Source organism: Micromonospora sp. NPDC002717 (genome assembly GCF_040295705.1).
In the GTDB taxonomy this organism is placed as follows: domain Bacteria; phylum Actinomycetota; class Actinomycetes; order Mycobacteriales; family Micromonosporaceae; genus Micromonospora.
On sequence record NZ_JBEOVW010000010.1, the window covers coordinates 229183 to 244905 of the forward strand.

Here is a 15723-nt window from a genome sequence, read left to right on the forward strand (position 1 = left end):
CCCCCGACGCCCTGTGGGCGCCGGGGGCCGCCGCGTGTGCGGGTCCCGCCGGTCAGGCGCGTCCCAGCCCGAGCCGTCGGGCGTACCGCCCCATCGTGCGGGACAGCCGGGCCGGTGCGGAGTCGGGCGCGGGGATCCCGATCGGGCGGACCCGACCGTTGTGCAGCGCGGTGAACCGCCACCCGGCCGGCGTCCGCACGGCGACCAGGGTCTGGCGGGACAGCCGGCGCCGGGGCAGCCGGGTGCGCCAGGGCATCAGCACCGAGCCGGTGCCGTGCACGACGGCCACGTCGGCGGTCACCGCCCGGATCGACTCCACCTCGCCGACCAGCGCCGATCCGGCGAGTACGCCCCGGAAGAGCCGGTCGTGCGCGTCCTGCATCGGTGCCCGCCCGGCCGCCCGGGTGCCGTCGTACGACACGTAGTCGGAGTCCTCGGTGAAGCAGGCGCCGTACGCGACCGCGTCGTTGTCGGTCCACGCCTCTAGCAGCCGGTCGAACAGCTCGCGGATCTCCCTGCGGTCGTTCTCGGTCATGGTCGCTCCCTGCTAAAGTTCGACTGTCGAAATCTAAACTAGCAGAAAGATTCGAATGTCGAAAAGTGAGCTGGTGTACCACGTGGCCCGCGAGATCCGGCTGCTGCAGCAGAGCTTCGACGCCTTCGACGAGGCGGCGGCCGGCCGGCTGGGGATCAACCGGACGGATCTGCGGGCGCTGGACGTCGTCCTCGGCCGCGGGCCGGTGACGGCCGGCGAGTTGACGGCGGCGCTGCGGCTCAGCCCGGCGGCCACCACCACCGTCATCGACCGGCTGGAACGGGTCGGCCTGGTGGCGCGTACCCGGGACGCCGCCAACCGGCGTCGGGTGCTGGTCGAGGCGACCGAGGCGGCCCGGGCGGCCGAGCGGAGGATCTACCGGCCGGTCGGCGAGGCCGGCCTGCGGGCGCTGACGCGGTACGACCACGGACAGCTCGAGACGATCGTCGACTTCCTCACCACCGCTCGCGCCGTGCAGCAGGAGCACGCCGAACGGGTGGCCACGGAGCCGGCCGACTGACCGCTGCGCGGATGCGACGAGGCCCCCGCCAACAGCGGGGGCCTCGGTGCGTCAGTGCCGGTGGGGACGGTGGCTCGCCGTCGTCAGCGCCGGTCGCGCCGGTCGCCGAAGTCGCGGTCGCGGCGCTCGCGCCGATCGGCCCCGTCGAAGCGGCGCTCGCCGCCGCCGTCACCGTCACGATCCCGGCGTACGGTCGCCTTGCGGCCCTTGATCGTGCTGCCGCGCAGCCCCGCGATCACCTCGTCGGCCACGGCGTAGGGCACCTCCACCAGCGAGAACCGGTCGGCGATCTCGATCGAGCCGATGTCCCGGCCGCTGACCCTCGTCTCGCCGGTGATCGCGCCGACCAGGTCCTGCGGGCGGACCCCGGCACGCCGGCCGAGGCCGATGAAGACCTGCGTGGTGCCGCCGGTGCGGGGCCGGCCGCCGCCGCGCCGCTCGCCCCGGCCGCCGCCCTCCGGCCGCCCCTCGCGCGGGCCCCGGACCGGGACCTGCGGGATCTCCTCCTCGTCCTCGGCGCCCGGCGAGGTCGCCTCGTGCGCCAGCTTCACCGCCGCGAGCGCCACCTCCACCAGGTCGAACTCGTCGGTCAACGACTCCACGATCGCCCGGTACGGGTCGAGGTCGTCCTCCAGCAGGCTCTCCCGCAGCGCGCCCTGGGTCAGCTCCAGCCGCCGGGTGCGCATGTCCGCCACCGTCGGGATCTTGTCGATGGTGATCCGCTGGCCGGTGACCCGCTCGATGGTCTTGAGCATCCGGTGCTCGCGCGGCTCGGCGAGGGTGATCGCCACGCCCTCCCGCCCGGCGCGGCCCACCCGGCCGATCCGGTGCACGTACGACTCGGGGGCCGACGGCACGTCGTAGTTGACGACGTGGGTGAGCTGCTCGACGTCGAGGCCGCGGGCGGCCACGTCGGTGGCCACCAGCAGGTCCGCGGTGCCCGTGCGCAGCCGGCCCATCACCCGGTCGCGCTGCTCCTGGCTCATCCCGCCGTGCAGCGCCTCGGCCCGGTAGCCCCGGCCGTTCATGGTCTCGGTGAGCCGGTCGACCTCCTCCCGGCTGCGGCAGAAGACGATCGCCGCGGTGGGGGACTCGACGTCCAGCACCCGGCCCAGCGCCGCCGGCTTGTGCGCCCGGGCGACGATGTACGCGCTCTGCCGCACCCGGGGCGCCTCGCCGGCCACCGGCTGCTCCCGGGCGATGAGGATGCGCACCGGGTCGGTCAGGTGCTGGCGGGCCAGCCCGTCGATCCGCGCCGGCATCGTCGCCGAGAACAACACCGTCTGCCGCTGCGCGGGCGTGTGCTCCAGGATCGCCTCGATGTCCTCGGCGAAGCCCATGTCGAGCATCTCGTCGGCCTCGTCGAGCACGACCGTGGCCAGCGAGCCCAGGTTGAGCGTGCCCCGGGCGATGTGGTCCAGCGCCCGGCCCGGGGTCGCCACCACCACGTCCACGCCCATGTCCAGGGCGCGCAGCTGTCGGCCGATCGGCTGGCCGCCGTAGATGGGCAGCACCCGGGTGCCCAGGTCCTTGCCGTAGCGGTGGAACGCCTCCGACACCTGCACCGCCAGCTCCCGGGTCGGGACCAGCACCAGCGCCACCGGGTCGCCGGGCCGCTCGTCGGGCATCCGCTGCAGCAGCGGCAGGGCGAACGCGGCGGTCTTGCCCGTACCGGTGGCCGCCTGCCCGAGCAGGTCCCGACCGGCCAGCAGGGGAGGGATCGCCTCCCGCTGGATCGGCGTGGGCTCCTCGTAGCCGAGGGCGGACAACGCGCCCAGCAGTTCGGCGCGCAGTCCGAGATCCGCGAAGGCGGTCACCTCGTCGGAGGCGTCCCGGGAGGGGTCGGTCGGTGGGTCGTGCCGTACGGGTGCGGAACTCATGCGGCAAGCTTTTCATCATCACCGGCCGGCGGTTCCGGCGACCGGCACAACAGCCCGCCCGGGGTGGGTCGCCGCCCCGTGCCGGCGACCCACCCCGCCCCGGATCAGCGGGTCAGCAGGGCCAGCACGACGGCGAGCGCGACGACCGTGTCGATGACCGCGCACCACTCGGCGTAGCCGCGCGGGACGACCCGGTTCGCGCGGTGGTGCACCACGTCCCAGGCCGCGTGTCCGAGCCAGCCGGCGGCCACCAGCCAGCCCGCCAGCCGGCCGTCGACCACGGTGGCGACCAACGCCACCGCCGCCCAGCCGGCCAGCCCGGCCAACTGGAGGACGAGCATCCGGCGCTCGCCCAACTGCCGCCGTGCCGCGCCGATGAGCAGGTAGGCCGCCGGCAGCGCCAGCAGGAACGGCGCCGGGGGCACCCACGGGTCGAGGAGCATGTCCAGCGTCATCAGCAGCGCGAGCCCCGTCGGCCAGCGGCGCGCCAGCGCCGCGACCAGACGGTGCCGCGGGACCGGGCGGTCGGCGGCCGGGTGCCGGGCGTACTCGGCGCGTCGGCGCAGCACCGCGAGCGCCATCGCCGGGAGCATCAGCAGGTGGCTGCCGAGGAGCAGGGCGTCGGCGCCGACCAGCCCGGCCCGGAACGGTACGAACAGCACCAGGACCGGCAGGTACATCGCCGCGGTCATCTCCCCGACGGCAGCCCAGGAGTGCCTCCGGTACCGCATCCACACCGCCATGCCGACGCTCATGTCCGTCGCCATCAGCACGGCGCCGACGTCGGCCCGTCCGAGGTCGGGGGAGAAGCCGAGCGAGGTGCCCACGGCCGCGCGGAGCGGCCCGAGCAGCAGCATCCCGGCGATCATGGCCAGTGCCATCTCCAGCAGGTGCCGCAGCAGGGCGGCGCGCGGTCGCGCGTGACCGACGTGCGGTGCCGTCGGGTTGGCGTTCGTCGTCGTCTCCGTCATGCCATCGAGCCTGCGGGCGGGCGGGCGCGCCGGACACCCGCGCCGTGTCACCGGTCGACCGTGCGGAACGCACCGCCGATCCGTGCGTCCCGCGTACGGCGGTGGGCCGCCGCCGCGCCCTACCATTCGGACCGTGGCGTTCGACCCGACGGTGTCCGGACCGGACCGGCGTCTGCGCCGGGCCCGGGCCGGCGCGACGGCGTCCCTCGCCACCGGGGTGGCCTCCGGCCTGTTCCTGCCCGCGGTCGGGCTGACCCGGGAGCCGTCGGGCCTGCGGGTGGCGCTCGGTGCGGTCGGGCTCGCCGCGGTCGCCGTGGTGCTGGCCGTGGCCCTGTACGCGACCGTGACACCGGACGTGGCGGACCGGGTCCGCCGCCGGTGCCGCGTGGCGTTCGCCGGCGTGGCGGTGCTGAGCGTCCCGCTGGTGGCGCCGGTCGCCGCCGGGGCGTGGCCCACCTGGGCCTGGCTGGGCGCGGCGGTCGTCGGCGCGGTGCCACTGGTCGCCCGGTTGCGGATGGTGGTTCCCGTGGCGGCCGTCACCCTGCCGGTCGCCGCGGCGGTGGCGACGGCGACCGGGACGCCCATGGGTCGGTCCCTGGTGATCAGCGGCGGCGTCGGCCTCGGCATCGCCGCGGTGAACGGATTCCAGGTGTGGTTCTGGGAGCTGCTGGTGCAGGCCGGCCGAGGGCAGGTCGCCCAGGCGAGCCTCGCGGCCGCGCAGGAGCGGCTGCGCTTCGCCGGCGACGTGCACGACCTGCTCGGGCACCACCTCACCGTCATCGCGCTGAAGGCCGAACTCGCCGCCCGGCTCGCGGCGACCGACGCGGAGCGGGCCGGCCGGGAGGCGGCCGAGGCGCAGCGGCTGGCCGCCACCGCGCTGACCGAGCTGCGCCGCACGGTGCACGGCTACCGTCGCGTCGACCTCGCCGAGCAGGTCGCCGCGGTCGGGCAGGTGCTGCGCTCCTCCGGGGTGCGGTGCACCGTGGTGCCGCCCGCCGGCGAGCTGCCGGCGGAGGCGGCCGCCCAGCTCGCGGCGGTGCTGCGCGAGGCCGGCACCAACGTGCTGCGGCACAGCCGGGCCGGCTGGTGCCGGATCGAGATCGACCAGGAGGCGGACGTGGCGCGGATGACGGTGACCAACGACGGCGCGGGCGCGGCCGGCGCGCCCGACAGGCACAGCCACGGCCTGCGCGGGCTGGCCGAGCGGCTGGCCGCCGCCGGCGGGGAGCTGCGTACGCACCAGGAGGACGGCGTCTTCACCGTCGAGGCGACCGTCCCGACGGCGTCATGATCCGGGTCCTGCTCGCCGACGACGAGGAGCTGATCCGGGCCGCCCTCGCCGCCCTGCTCGACCTCGAGGAGGACCTGACGGTGGTGGCGCAGGCGGCCGACGGCGGGGCCGCCGTGACCGCCGCCCTGGCGCACCGCCCCGACGTGGCCGTCGTCGACCTGGCGATGCCCGGCCCCGACGGGTTCCAGGTCGCCGCCGAACTGGCCCGGGTGCTGCCGTCCTGCGCGGTGGTGATCCTCACCGGCCAGGGTCGGCCGGCACACCTGGCCCGCGCGCTCACCGCCGGGGCCCGCGGGTTCCTGCCCAAGGGCGCGCCCGGCGGGGCGCTCGCCGACGTGATCCGGCGGGTGCACGCCGGCGGCCGGTACGTCGACCCGGCGCTGGCCGCCGACGCGTTGACCATCCCGCCGTGCCCGCTGACCCCGCGCGAGCTGGACACGCTGCGGCTGGCCGAGGACGGCGCCCCGGTTGCGGTGGTCGCCCGCCGGGCCCACCTGTCCAGCGGCACGGTCCGCAACTACCTCGCCGCGGCGGTGCAGAAGCTCGGTGCGACGAGCCGTGCGGAGGCGGCGCGGACGGCCCGGGACAACGGTTGGCTCTGACCGGACCGCCCGCGACCGGTCGGGTCGACGGCTGGTTCTGGCCGGACCGCCCGCGACCGGTCGGGTCGAGGCGGCGCGCGGCGGCGGCTGGCACCGGCCGGGCCGGCGGATAGCCTGGCGGCGTGCGTACGGTCGAACTGGTCTGCTCGCCCGGCCTGGAGGCGGCAGTGCGTGGGGCGTGGCAGCGGCTGGCCGAGGCGGGGCTGCCCAGCCTGACCCGCAACCCCCACCCGACGAACCGGCCGCACCTGACCCTGGCCTCGGTGGACGAGTTCCCGCCCGGCGCGCGGGAGCGGCTGACCGCCCTGGTCGACGCGGCGGTGCCGCTGCCGGTACGGCTGGACCGGATCGCGGTCCTCGATGGCAGCGCCCCGCTGGTGTGGCTGGTCCGCCCGTCGCGGGAACTGGCCGCGCTGCACGCCGCGGTCTGGGACGTGCTCGCCGGGGCGACGGGACAGAACCCGTGGCACGCCCCCGGGCACTGGGTGCCGCACCTGAGCCTGGCGCTGCGCTTCCGCGACGCCGACCGGCGGCTCGCCCGGGCGGTGGCGGGCGTCGACCGCCCCACCGGCGCCTTCGTGGCCGGGCGCACCTACGACGGGGAGAGCAGGACCGTGAGCCGGCTCGGCGGCACCGAGCGCTGACCCGCGACATCCACCCACCGGCCCGACCGCACAGGCTGGACCGCCCCTGCCGCGAGAAGCTCCGGCCGGCGGGCCCCCGCCGCCCCTCGACGGCAGGGGCCCGACCCGTTCAGCGGTGGAGGCGCACGTAGTCGAACTGCGCGGTGAGCGCCGGCTCGGCGCCGCCGTGGGCGACCAGCCCGATCCGCGGGGTGGTGTCGGCCGGGAAGGTCCACACCCCGCCCCACGTCCAGTTCCGCCCGTCCCGGCTGGAGCCGGCCCGGAACTCGTGCTCGCCGGTGGCCGGGTCGACCCGGTGCGCCAGCCGCAGCCAGGTGGTGGTCGCCGGGGTGCCGACGATGTTGCCGCCGTACACCGGCCGGCCGGCGAAGGGCAGCTCGTAGCCGTACTCGACCTGGCGGGTGTTCCAGATGGCGACCTGCGCCAGCCGGGCGAAGCGGTCGTCGTCGACGTAGGCGACCAGGCCGGCCTGCTGGTAGTTGCGCACGGTCTCCTCGCCGAGGTCGAGCGTCACCTTCGTCTCCACGACGTAGTCGCCCGTCGGCGCGTCGCGCAGCAGCACGCCGGCGCTGTTGCCGGTGCCGGTCAGGTCGGCGCCCTGCACGGGCCAGCGCAGCGCCCCGCCGGACACGGTGGCCGCCGGGTCCGGCCGGACCCACCGCCACGCCGGGTCGAGTCCGTCGGTGAACTCGTCGGAGAACGCCGGCAGCAGGCCGCCGGCCCGGGGCTCGGGCGCGGCGTGCCGCACCGGCCGGTGCAGCCGGGCGACGCTGACGTTGTCGAACCCGGCGTTCCCGCCGGTGGCGGTCAGCGCGATCCGGCCGACGACCGGCCGGTCCAGCCGCAGCGACAGCCCCGCCACCTGGTCGCCGAGCCGGGCCGGGCTCAGCTCGGCCGTGAGCTGCCGGCCGCGTACCTCGACGGCGAGGTTGTGCCCGGCCGCCGCGTCGAAGCCGGCGGGCAGCGGCGCGCTCGCGGTGCGGGCGCCGTCCCGGGCGACCAGCCTGCCGGTGGCGGCGTCCACCCGCACCGCGACGCGGTCGCCGAGGGTGAGCCCGGCGGCCCCGGTGGCGGCGGGCCGCAGGTCGACCTCCGCGCGCACGTCCCCGCCGACGGTCGTACGGCCGGTCAGCGTGCCGCTGCCGGTGAGCCGGCCGTCGGCGACCCGCCAGTCCCCGGCGGTGGCCCGCCAGCCGGCGAGGCCGGCGTCGAAGCGTTCGTCCACCCGGCCCGTGGTGACCGGCGCGGGCCGCGCGCCCTCCGACGGGCCGGCGCCGGCGTTCACCGTCGGCCAGCCGTCGATCCAGTCGAGGCGGTCGAGCAGCATCGGCCGCTCGTTGATGCCGAACGGCTCGTCCAGGTACGGGTCGGCCCGGTCGATGGCGTGGTAGACGATCCAGTCCTGGCCGGACAGGTCGGTCAGGAAGCCGTTGTGGCCGGTGCCGATCCAGCGGTTGCCGTTCTGGGCGAGCACGGGGGTGCCGCCGGCCCGGGAGGCGGTCAGCGGGATGCCGTCGCGGTCCACGAACGGGCCGCGCGGGCTGCGCGACCGGCCGACGTGGACGGAGTAGCCGGTGGCCGGGCCGGCGCAGCAGTTGGCGGTGGAGGCGAACAGGTAGTACCAGCCGTCGCGGCGCAGCACGTGGCTGCCTTCGAACTTGTTGTCGATGGCGACCGGCGTCGGCGTGCCGACGGCGCGCAGCCCGTCGGGGGTGAGTTCGGTGACGGAGATGCCGCCGTAGTAGCTGCCGTAGTAGAGGTAGTGCCGGCCGTCGACGTCGGTGAACTGGCTCGGGTCGATGGTCCACAGCCAGCCGCCGCCACCGCCGGGGCGGGGCGCGACCACGGGCTCGTCGGCGAAGGTCCACGGGCCGGTCGGGGTGGGCGCGGTGGCCGCGCCGACGGCGAAGTCGCCGCCGTCGGGGGAGACGGTGGTGTCGGTGACGGTCACGTACATGACCCAGCGGTCGCCGACCCGGCGCACGTCGGGGGCCCAGAAGCCGGCGCCGGGCGCCGCGTACGCCGGGCGCTGGTCGGCGCCGAAGGCGTCCCCGACGTACGTCCAGTCGACCAGGTCGGCGGAGCGGGCGGTGGGCACCCGGTGGAAGGTCCCCTCGCCCTCGCGCAACGGGTCGGTGGTGCCGTACGCGTACCAGAAACCGTCCTCACCACGGACGACCACCGGGTCGGCGAAGGTGTCGGCGAACCCGGCCGAGACCGGGTTGCGGTAACGGGGGTCGGGCGCGGCGGCGGCCGGCGCGGACGCCGTCGCGGCCAGGGCCAGACCGATGGCGGCGGCGAGCGCGCCGGCGCGGCGGAGATGTCCCATCAGACCTGCCTCGGGTGGGGAGAAGTCGACCTGGATCACCGGGTCCGTTTCTACAACGTTGGATACAACGTTGTAAAGACGCGGGCGACGCTTCGGTGGGCACCGGAACGTGCCCGTGCCAGCATGGGTCCGTGACCACCACCGCCACGGACGGCCCGACCCTGGCCCGGCTCGCCGCCCTGCTCGCCGACGACACCCGCGCCCGCATCTGCCTGGCCCTGCTCGACGGCCGGGCGTGGGCGGCCGGCGAGTTGGCCCGGCTCGCCGGGGTGGCGCCCTCCACCGTCAGCGACCACCTCACCCGCCTGGTCCGGGGTGGTCTGCTGGTCGAGCAGCGGCAGGGGCGGCACCGCTACGTCCGGCTCGCCGGCCCCTCGGTGGCCCAGCTGATCGAGGACCTGGCCGGCCACGCGCCGGCGCGGCCCCGGCCCGTCCGCTCGCTGCGCGCCGCCCGTGCCGACGCCGCCCTGGCGTACGCCCGCACCTGCTACGACCACCTGGCCGGCCGCCTCGGCGTGTTGCTGCGGGACACGATGCTCGACCGCGGGCTGCTCGACGGCGCCGACGGCCTGGCGCTGACCCCGGCCGGGCTGGGGTGGCTGGACGGGCTCGGGGTGCCGGTCGCGCCGCTGCGGGCCGGCCGCCGCCCCCTGATGCGCGACTGCCTCGACTGGACCGAACGTCGCCCGCACCTGGCCGGGGCGCTGGGCGCGGCGCTGTGCGACCGCTTCTTCGAGGTGGGCTGGCTCACCCGGGGCGGTGGCCGCGCCGTCCGGCTGACCCCGGCCGGCGGTCCCGCGCTGGCCGCCGCGCTCGGCCTCGCCCCGGCCGACCTGGCGCCCGCCGCCGCACCGGAGACCGGCGGCGGCCGAGCCTGACCGGCTCGCGTCCGTCCGACCCGGGGTCCGTGCCGCACGGTGGGGCCGACGGTTCGGCGGAAACGAAGGAGTCCGGCTGCGGCGCCGGTGCCGGACGGCCGCCGCCCCGGTGACGTACCAACCGCACGCGCTGTCGCGCGTCCCGACGAGTGCCGAGGTGGAAACCCCGATGAACGAGCGCTGCGCCGCCTTCCACGCCCTGCACCACGCCGACCGGCCGCTGCTGCTGCCCAACGCCTGGGACCACGCCAGCGCCGCCGCGTTCGCCGCGCGCGGGTACCCGGCGGTCGGCACCACGAGCCTCGGGGTCGCCGCCGCCGCCGGACTGCCGGACGCGGCGGCGGCCACCCGGGCGGAGAACCTCCGGCTGGCCCGGGCGCTGCGCGGCCTCCCGGTGCTGCTGAGCGTCGACGTGGAGGCGGGCTGCGCCGACGACCCGGCGGCCGTGGCCGACCTGGCGGCCGAGCTGGCCGCCCTCGGGGTGGTCGGGATCAACATCGAGGACGGCCGGGCCGACGGCACCCTCGCCCCGCCGGCGCTGACCGCGGCCAAGGTGGCCGCCGTCAAGGCCGCGGCGCCGGCCCTGTTCGTCAACGCCCGCACCGACACGTGGTGGCTGGGGACGCCCGACCCGCTGGCGGCGACCCTGGCCCGGGCCAGGGCCTACGCGGATGCCGGCGCCGACGGGATCTTCGTGCCCGCGGCGCCGGACGCCGACACCGTCGGCGCCCTCGTCGCGGGGATCGACCTGCCGCTGAACGTGCTGTACCGCCCGGGCGGGCCCACCCTCGACGAGCTGCGGGCGCTCGGTGTGGCCCGGGTGAGCACGGGCTCGCTGCTGTTCCGGGCCGCGCTCGGTGCCGCCCTGGACGCCCTGGACGCCGTCCGGTCCGGCGCCGCGCCGCACCGGGAACCGCCCTCGTACGCCGAGGTACAGCGGTTGAGCGCCGCGTCCCGGCCCTAGGCGTTCGTGCCCGCCCACACCCCGGAACCGCCCCTTAGGAGGAGATAAGAGGATTGTTCGCACTTATCCCGTCGCGCCTGGTTACGTTGTGCGTAGGGCGATGCACACAGTGATGTCATGACGGGAGAGAGGACCCGACCATGCGAGTGCCCAGCCGAAGTCCGGGGCAGCAGCCCGGGCCCTCCGTCACACCCGCAGCCCGCGCCCGCCGGCGGGTTCCCGGCACGCCGCCCCGCCCCGCCCCGCCGGACCTCGACGCCTACCGGGCGGCCGTCGCCGACCTGGTGGTCGAGGTGGGCGCCCTGGCCGGGGCGTCCTGCACGGCGGCGCGGCAGGTGCTGATCGACGACCGGCTACGCGAGCCCGCGATCGCCGCGGTGCTCGACGCCACCCCCCAGGGGCTCGTCGGCGCCCGCGAGACACTGCTGCTGGAGATGGCCCGCTACCAGCCCAACCCGCGCAGCTCCGCCGCCGACCTCACCGCACTGGTCCGCATCTACCTGCTCTCCCGCGTCGACGTGATGTGGTGGCGGGACGCGCCGACCTTCCTCACCGACGCCCAGGTCGACGCCAGCCCCGACCTGGTCGACCTGGAGTGGCTGCGCCGCCGCGGCCTGCTCCGGTTCTGCTACACCGAGCAGCCGAAGACGCTGTTCGGACGCGGGCTGCGGGCGGCCCGCCGCCGACTGTGGCCCGACGCCACGCCGCGCACCGCCGGGCTGCGCTTCCGGCGGGCCCGCCGGGAGGTCGTGGCGCTGCTCAACGACATCGGCCGGGAGTTCGCCGCCAACACCCCGCCCGCCACCCCGCCGCTGTGGGTGACCAGCCTGGTCCGCAGCGCCGAGCACCAGCACCGGCTGCGCCGCCTCGGGTACGCCGCCATGGTCCCCAGCGGCCACTGCCTGGGCTGGGCGGTCGACGTCGAGCTGGCCTGGTTCGGCCGCTTCGGCGTCCGGGACACCCTCGCCGAGCTGCTGCTGGCCCGGCAGCGGGCCGGCGAGGTCAACGTGGTCGACGAGGGGCAGGCGTGGCACCTGTGTCTCGCGCCCGCCAGCGGCCGGCGGCTGCGCCGGGTGTACGAAGCCGAGATGGGGGTCTGAGCCGATGTGCGGCATCGCGTTGAGCCTCGGCCCCGAGGCCGATCCGGCGATCTTCCGGCGGATGCTCGCCACCCTGGCCCCCCGCGGCGAGGTCACCGAGGCCCGCTACGAGAACGGCCTGTTCGCCGGCACCCGACGGTTGAAGGTGGTGGACCGGGAGCGCGCCGTGCAGCCGTGGACCTCCGTCGACGAGCGGTGGCTGCTCTGCTACAACGGCGAGGTCTTCAACCACCACGAGCTGCGCGCGGAGCTGGTCCGGCTCGGGCACCGCTTCCGTAGCGCCAGCGACACGGAGGTCGTGCTCGCCGCGTTCCTGCAGTGGGGCGAGGGCATGGTCACCCGGCTGCGCGGCGAGTACGCCTTCGCCGTCGTGGAACGCGCCACGGGCCGCGCCTGGCTGGTCCGGGACCCGCTCGGCGTGAAGCCCCTGTACTGGGCCCGGACGCCCGGCTGCCTGCACGTCGCCAGCGAGGTGAAGGCGCTGGTCGGGCACGGCGTCCCGATCGGCGAGGTGCCGCCCGGCCACCACGGCTGGGCCGAGCCCGACGGGCAGGTCCGGCTGCGCGCGTACGTCGACCTGCTCGCCCTCGGTGACGGGCTGTCGGTGGTGGACGACCCGGACGAGGCCGCCCTGCTCGTCCGTGCCGCCCTCACCGACAGCATCCGGACACGGGTGGACACCGACCTCACCGTCGGGGTGGTGCTCTCCGGCGGGCTGGACAGCTCGCTGGCCCTGCTGCACGTACGCGAGATGCACCCCGACTGCGTCGCGGTCACCGTCGGGGTGCCGGACAGCCCCGACGTGGCGTACGCGCGGCGGTTGGCGCGGGACCTGGGGGTGCCGCACGAGGTGGTCGAGCTGCGCCCGCGCGACATCCGGCTCGCCGACATCCGGGAGGCCATCCGGATCTCCGAGCTGACCGAGTACGGCGACATCATCAACGCGGTGGTCTCCGTGCCGCTCTTCCGCCGACTGCGCGAGCTGGGCGTGAAGGTGGTGCTGACCGGGGACGGCTCGGACGAGCTGTTCGGCGGCTACCCGATGTACCACGAGGTCGGCCCCGAGGCGTCCCGCCGGCTCTTCCTGCACAAGATCCGCAACCTCTGCCGTACGGAGTTGCAGCGCGTCGACCGGGCCAGCATGGGGCACGGGGTGGAGGCCCGCGTGCCGTTCCTCGACCTGAGCGTGGTGGAGCTGGCGATGCGGCTGCCGATCGGGCTGAAGATGCGCGAGGGGCAGGAGAAGTGGATCGTCCGGCGGGCCTTCGCCGACCTGCTGCCCGAATACGTGCGGCGCCGGCCGAAGAACCCGATGTCGTACTCGTCCGGCCTGCACGAGCGGGCCCGGCTGTACAAGCCGCTCTTCGCCCGACTGCACCGGTCGTTCGGCTACCACCTGCTGGAACCGGTCCGCCGCGACTTCGACAGCGTGCTCACCCGCTGCGGCAACGACCTCGACCGGGCGCTCGCCGCCGGCCGGGCCCGGCCCGACTACACCATGCTGGAGCACGCCCGGGACCTGGTCGGCGCGGCGAAGTGGAACGCCGCGCCGATGGTGCGCCGGCTGGTCGGCCCGCGCCGTACCCGGGGCGACGAGGCCCCGCTGCCAGGGTGAGCTGACGCGCCCGGGTTGACTCTGACACCGTGTCAGCGTCGACCGTAGGGGCCATGTTCACCATCGGAGACTTCGCCCGACTGGGCCGGGTGTCGGTGCGGATGCTGCGCCACTACGACAGCATCGGTCTGCTCCGCCCGGCCTCGGTCGACCCGCACACTGGCTACCGCTACTACACGGCGTCACCGAGCTGCAACTGCCGGTCTGCCCGGCCTGAGCGTCCACCACGCCCGGGGCCGGGTCGGCGCCGGCCGGCGTGTCCCTGGGCGAGCGTGAGAGATCGGGCCGGGGGTAGTACCGGTGACATGACGCAACTGGACGTGGTGGTGGTCGGGCAGGTGGCGCGGGACCTCGTGCTGCTGGTCGACGAGGTGCCGGAGGCCGGCGGCAGCGCCCCCGTGCGGCGCCGCCACGAGCTGCTCGGCGGCAAGGGGGCCAACCACGCCGTCGGGCTCGCGCAGCTCGGCGCGTCGGTCGGGCTGCTCGCCGTGGTCGGCGACGACGAGGTGGGGGAGCGGCTGCTGGCGCAGGCGCGGGCCGACGGGATCGACGTCGCGCGGGTGCTGCGCCGGCCGGGCATCCCCACCGGGCTCATCGTCGACGTGGTCGACGCCGAGGCCCACTGGCGCTACCTGGAGGACCTGCCGAGGGCCACCCTGCTCACCCCCGGGGACGTGGCCGGGGCGGCCGACGCGCTGCGCGCCGCGCGGGCCGTCCTGGTGCAGCTGCAACAGCCGGCGCGGGCCGCCCTGGTCGCGGCCCGGACCGCCCGGGAGGCCGGCCGGCTGGTCGTGCTCGACGGCGCCCCGACCGACCCGGCCGACGCCGACGAGTTGCTCGCCCTCGCCGACGTGCTGCGGGCCGACGCGCAGGAGGTCGAGCTGATCACCGGCGACGCGCCGCGGGACGCCGAGGGCGGGCTCGCCGCCGGGCGCAGGCTGCTGCGGCGCGGCCCGTCCCTGCTGGCGATCGAGGTGGCCGGGGAGGGCAACGCGTTCGTCTGGCCGGACGGCGAGCTGTTCCTGCCGCTGAGCCGGACACCCACGGTGGACAGCACCGGCGCCGGGGACGCGTTCGTCGCCGCGCTGACCGTCGGCCTGCTGCGCGGCGAGCCCCGCGACCGGCTCGCCCGGTACGCCGTGGCGGCTGCCGGCGCCACCGTCGGCCACCCGGGCGGCCGGCCGGCGCTGACCGACGAGGCGATCCGGGAGCAGCTAGACCGGATCCCCGCCGGCTGACCGTCCGGCCCGCCGGTCCCGCGCCGGGGCGACCGATCGGCCGGTGGACAACCCTCGATTCCTGCCCTAGCGTCCAGAAGATATGCGGAGGACTCTCCTGGGCGCCGGTGTCGCCCTGCTGCTCGCCGTGACCGCCTGTTCCAGCGCGGAGCCCGATCCGCCGGCGCCGCCGGGAGCACCGACGCCCGCCGGCACGCCCAGCGCCTCCCGCCAGGAGCCGGGCGAGGTCGAGAGGACCCTGGCCAGCCTGCGCAAGGTCAACGACCTTCCGATGTACGAGATGACCTACGTCGGGGCGTACGACGCGACGGTCGGCACCGACGCGCGCCCGGCGAAGGCGTTCGGCTGCTCCCTCTTCGCCGCCACCGGCGACCCGGCGCGGCCGTTGTTCGCCCGCAACTTCGACTGGGACGCCAACCCGGCACTGGTGCTGCGCACCGATCCTCCCGACGGGTACGCCTCGATCTCCGTGGTGGACATGGCCTACCTCGGGGTGGGTCCCGACCCGACCGGCGACCGGCGGCTGCTCAACGCGCCGCTGCTGCCGTTCGACGGGATGAACGAGCGGGGGCTGGCAATCGGGCTGGCCGCCGACGACGGCGCGCGGGCCGTCGCCGACCCGGGCAAGGCCACCGTCGGGTCGGTTCGCATCCAGCGTCTGGTGCTCGACCAGGCGGCCACGGTGGACGAGGCGGTGGCCGTGTTCGGGCGGTACAACCTCGACTTCACCGACGGGCCGCCGCTGCACTACCTGCTCGCCGACGCGACCGGGGCGTCGGCCGTGGTCGAGTTCGTCGACGGGAAGATGTCGGTCGAGAAGGGGCGGGGCGACTGGCGGGCGCTGACCAACGTGCCGGTCGTCGGGGTGGACGAGCAGCGTCGCCGGGCCGACCACCGCTACGGCGTGATCGCCGCGGCCCTCGACCGGACGGGCGGCACGGCGGACGCCCCGGCGGCGTTCGAGATCCTCAACGACGTACGCCAGTCGCACACCCGCTGGTCGGTGACGTACGGCCTGCGCAGCGGCGAGGTCCGGCTGACCACCGCGACCGGCGGCGGCGAGCGGCGTTACCAGCTCCCGGTGAGCTGAGCTTCCGCACGTCCCCGACGAGGGAACCGGCTGCACCCGGAACGCGGGCGGGCCCGGCCCCCGAGG

General features: G+C 76.1%; 14 protein-coding genes and 1 pseudogene. 11 read left to right on the forward strand and 4 right to left on the reverse strand.

All coding sequences use genetic code 11. The annotated features are described in order from the left end of the window. Positions 1 to 52 precede the first annotated feature (52 nt). Positions 53 to 535, reverse strand: coding sequence for an SgcJ/EcaC family oxidoreductase (locus ABT006_RS17760; protein WP_350707588.1), 483 nt, complete (start codon positions 533 to 535; stop codon positions 53 to 55). Positions 536 to 590: 55 nt separating this feature from the next. Between ABT006_RS17760 and ABT006_RS17765 the strand changes: the two genes are divergently transcribed. Beyond that, the gene (locus ABT006_RS17765) at positions 591 to 1055 is read left to right on the forward strand and encodes a MarR family winged helix-turn-helix transcriptional regulator (protein WP_350707590.1); all 465 of its coding nucleotides are present in this window, start codon (positions 591 to 593) and stop codon (positions 1053 to 1055) included. Between the two features lie 83 nt (positions 1056 to 1138). Here ABT006_RS17765 and ABT006_RS17770 read toward each other — a convergent pair whose 3' ends face one another. Continuing rightward, positions 1139 to 2935 (reverse strand): DEAD/DEAH box helicase, encoded by a 1797-nt coding sequence (locus ABT006_RS17770; protein ID WP_350707592.1) that lies wholly within the window; start codon positions 2933 to 2935, stop codon positions 1139 to 1141. Positions 2936 to 3039: 104 nt separating this feature from the next. Then, complete coding sequence (locus ABT006_RS17775) at positions 3040 to 3906, reverse strand: hypothetical protein (RefSeq protein WP_350707594.1); 867 nt, start codon at positions 3904 to 3906, stop codon at positions 3040 to 3042. 133 nt (positions 3907 to 4039) lie between these two features. On the opposite strand from ABT006_RS17775, the gene ABT006_RS17780 reads away from it, so the two are divergent. The 3 genes from ABT006_RS17780 (at position 4040) to ABT006_RS17790 (ending at position 6443) form a co-directional block, all read left to right on the forward strand. Beyond that, positions 4040 to 5197 carry a sensor histidine kinase gene (locus ABT006_RS17780; RefSeq protein ID WP_350707596.1) on the forward strand — a complete coding sequence of 386 codons (1158 nt, stop codon included), beginning with the start codon at positions 4040 to 4042 and terminating at the stop codon, positions 5195 to 5197. Beyond that, positions 5194 to 5799, forward strand: coding sequence for a response regulator transcription factor (locus ABT006_RS17785; RefSeq protein WP_350681505.1), 606 nt, complete (start codon positions 5194 to 5196; stop codon positions 5797 to 5799). Before ABT006_RS17780 ends, ABT006_RS17785 begins: the two co-directional genes overlap by 4 nt. Positions 5800 to 5921: 122 nt before the next feature. Next, on the forward strand, positions 5922 to 6443 hold the full coding sequence (locus ABT006_RS17790; protein WP_350707597.1) for a 2'-5' RNA ligase family protein: 522 nt from the start codon (positions 5922 to 5924) through the stop codon (positions 6441 to 6443). 109 nt (positions 6444 to 6552) lie between these two features. Here the strand turns inward: ABT006_RS17790 and ABT006_RS17795 are convergent, their stop codons facing one another. Continuing rightward, positions 6553 to 8772, reverse strand: coding sequence for a glycoside hydrolase family 43 protein (locus tag ABT006_RS17795; protein ID WP_350707599.1), 2220 nt, complete (start codon positions 8770 to 8772; stop codon positions 6553 to 6555). 131 nt (positions 8773 to 8903) lie between these two features. Between ABT006_RS17795 and ABT006_RS17800 the strand changes: the two genes are divergently transcribed. From ABT006_RS17800 to ABT006_RS17830, 7 genes and pseudogenes are all read left to right on the forward strand, one after another. After that, positions 8904 to 9650 carry an ArsR/SmtB family transcription factor gene (locus ABT006_RS17800; RefSeq protein WP_350707601.1) on the forward strand — a complete coding sequence of 249 codons (747 nt, stop codon included), beginning with the start codon at positions 8904 to 8906 and terminating at the stop codon, positions 9648 to 9650. 169 nt (positions 9651 to 9819) lie between these two features. Further along, on the forward strand, positions 9820 to 10614 hold the full coding sequence (locus tag ABT006_RS17805) for an isocitrate lyase/PEP mutase family protein (protein WP_350707603.1): 795 nt from the start codon (positions 9820 to 9822) through the stop codon (positions 10612 to 10614). Between the two features lie 140 nt (positions 10615 to 10754). Then, a complete protein-coding gene (locus ABT006_RS17810) occupies positions 10755 to 11714 on the forward strand; it encodes a DUF5715 family protein (protein WP_350707605.1) in 960 nt (319 codons plus the stop codon). 4 nt (positions 11715 to 11718) lie between these two features. After that, positions 11719 to 13329, forward strand: coding sequence for an asparagine synthetase B family protein (locus ABT006_RS17815; RefSeq protein ID WP_350707607.1), 1611 nt, complete (start codon positions 11719 to 11721; stop codon positions 13327 to 13329). Positions 13330 to 13382: 53 nt separating this feature from the next. Next, positions 13383 to 13511 (forward strand): annotated as a pseudogene (locus ABT006_RS17820) (MerR family DNA-binding transcriptional regulator); the annotation flags it as partial. A 123-nt stretch (positions 13512 to 13634) separates the two neighbouring features. Then, positions 13635 to 14567, forward strand: a complete 933-nt coding sequence (locus tag ABT006_RS17825; protein ID WP_350707674.1) for a PfkB family carbohydrate kinase — start codon at positions 13635 to 13637, stop codon at positions 14565 to 14567. An 82-nt stretch (positions 14568 to 14649) separates the two neighbouring features. Then, positions 14650 to 15657, forward strand: a complete 1008-nt coding sequence (locus ABT006_RS17830) for a linear amide C-N hydrolase (protein WP_350707609.1) — start codon at positions 14650 to 14652, stop codon at positions 15655 to 15657. Positions 15658 to 15723 lie beyond the last annotated feature (66 nt).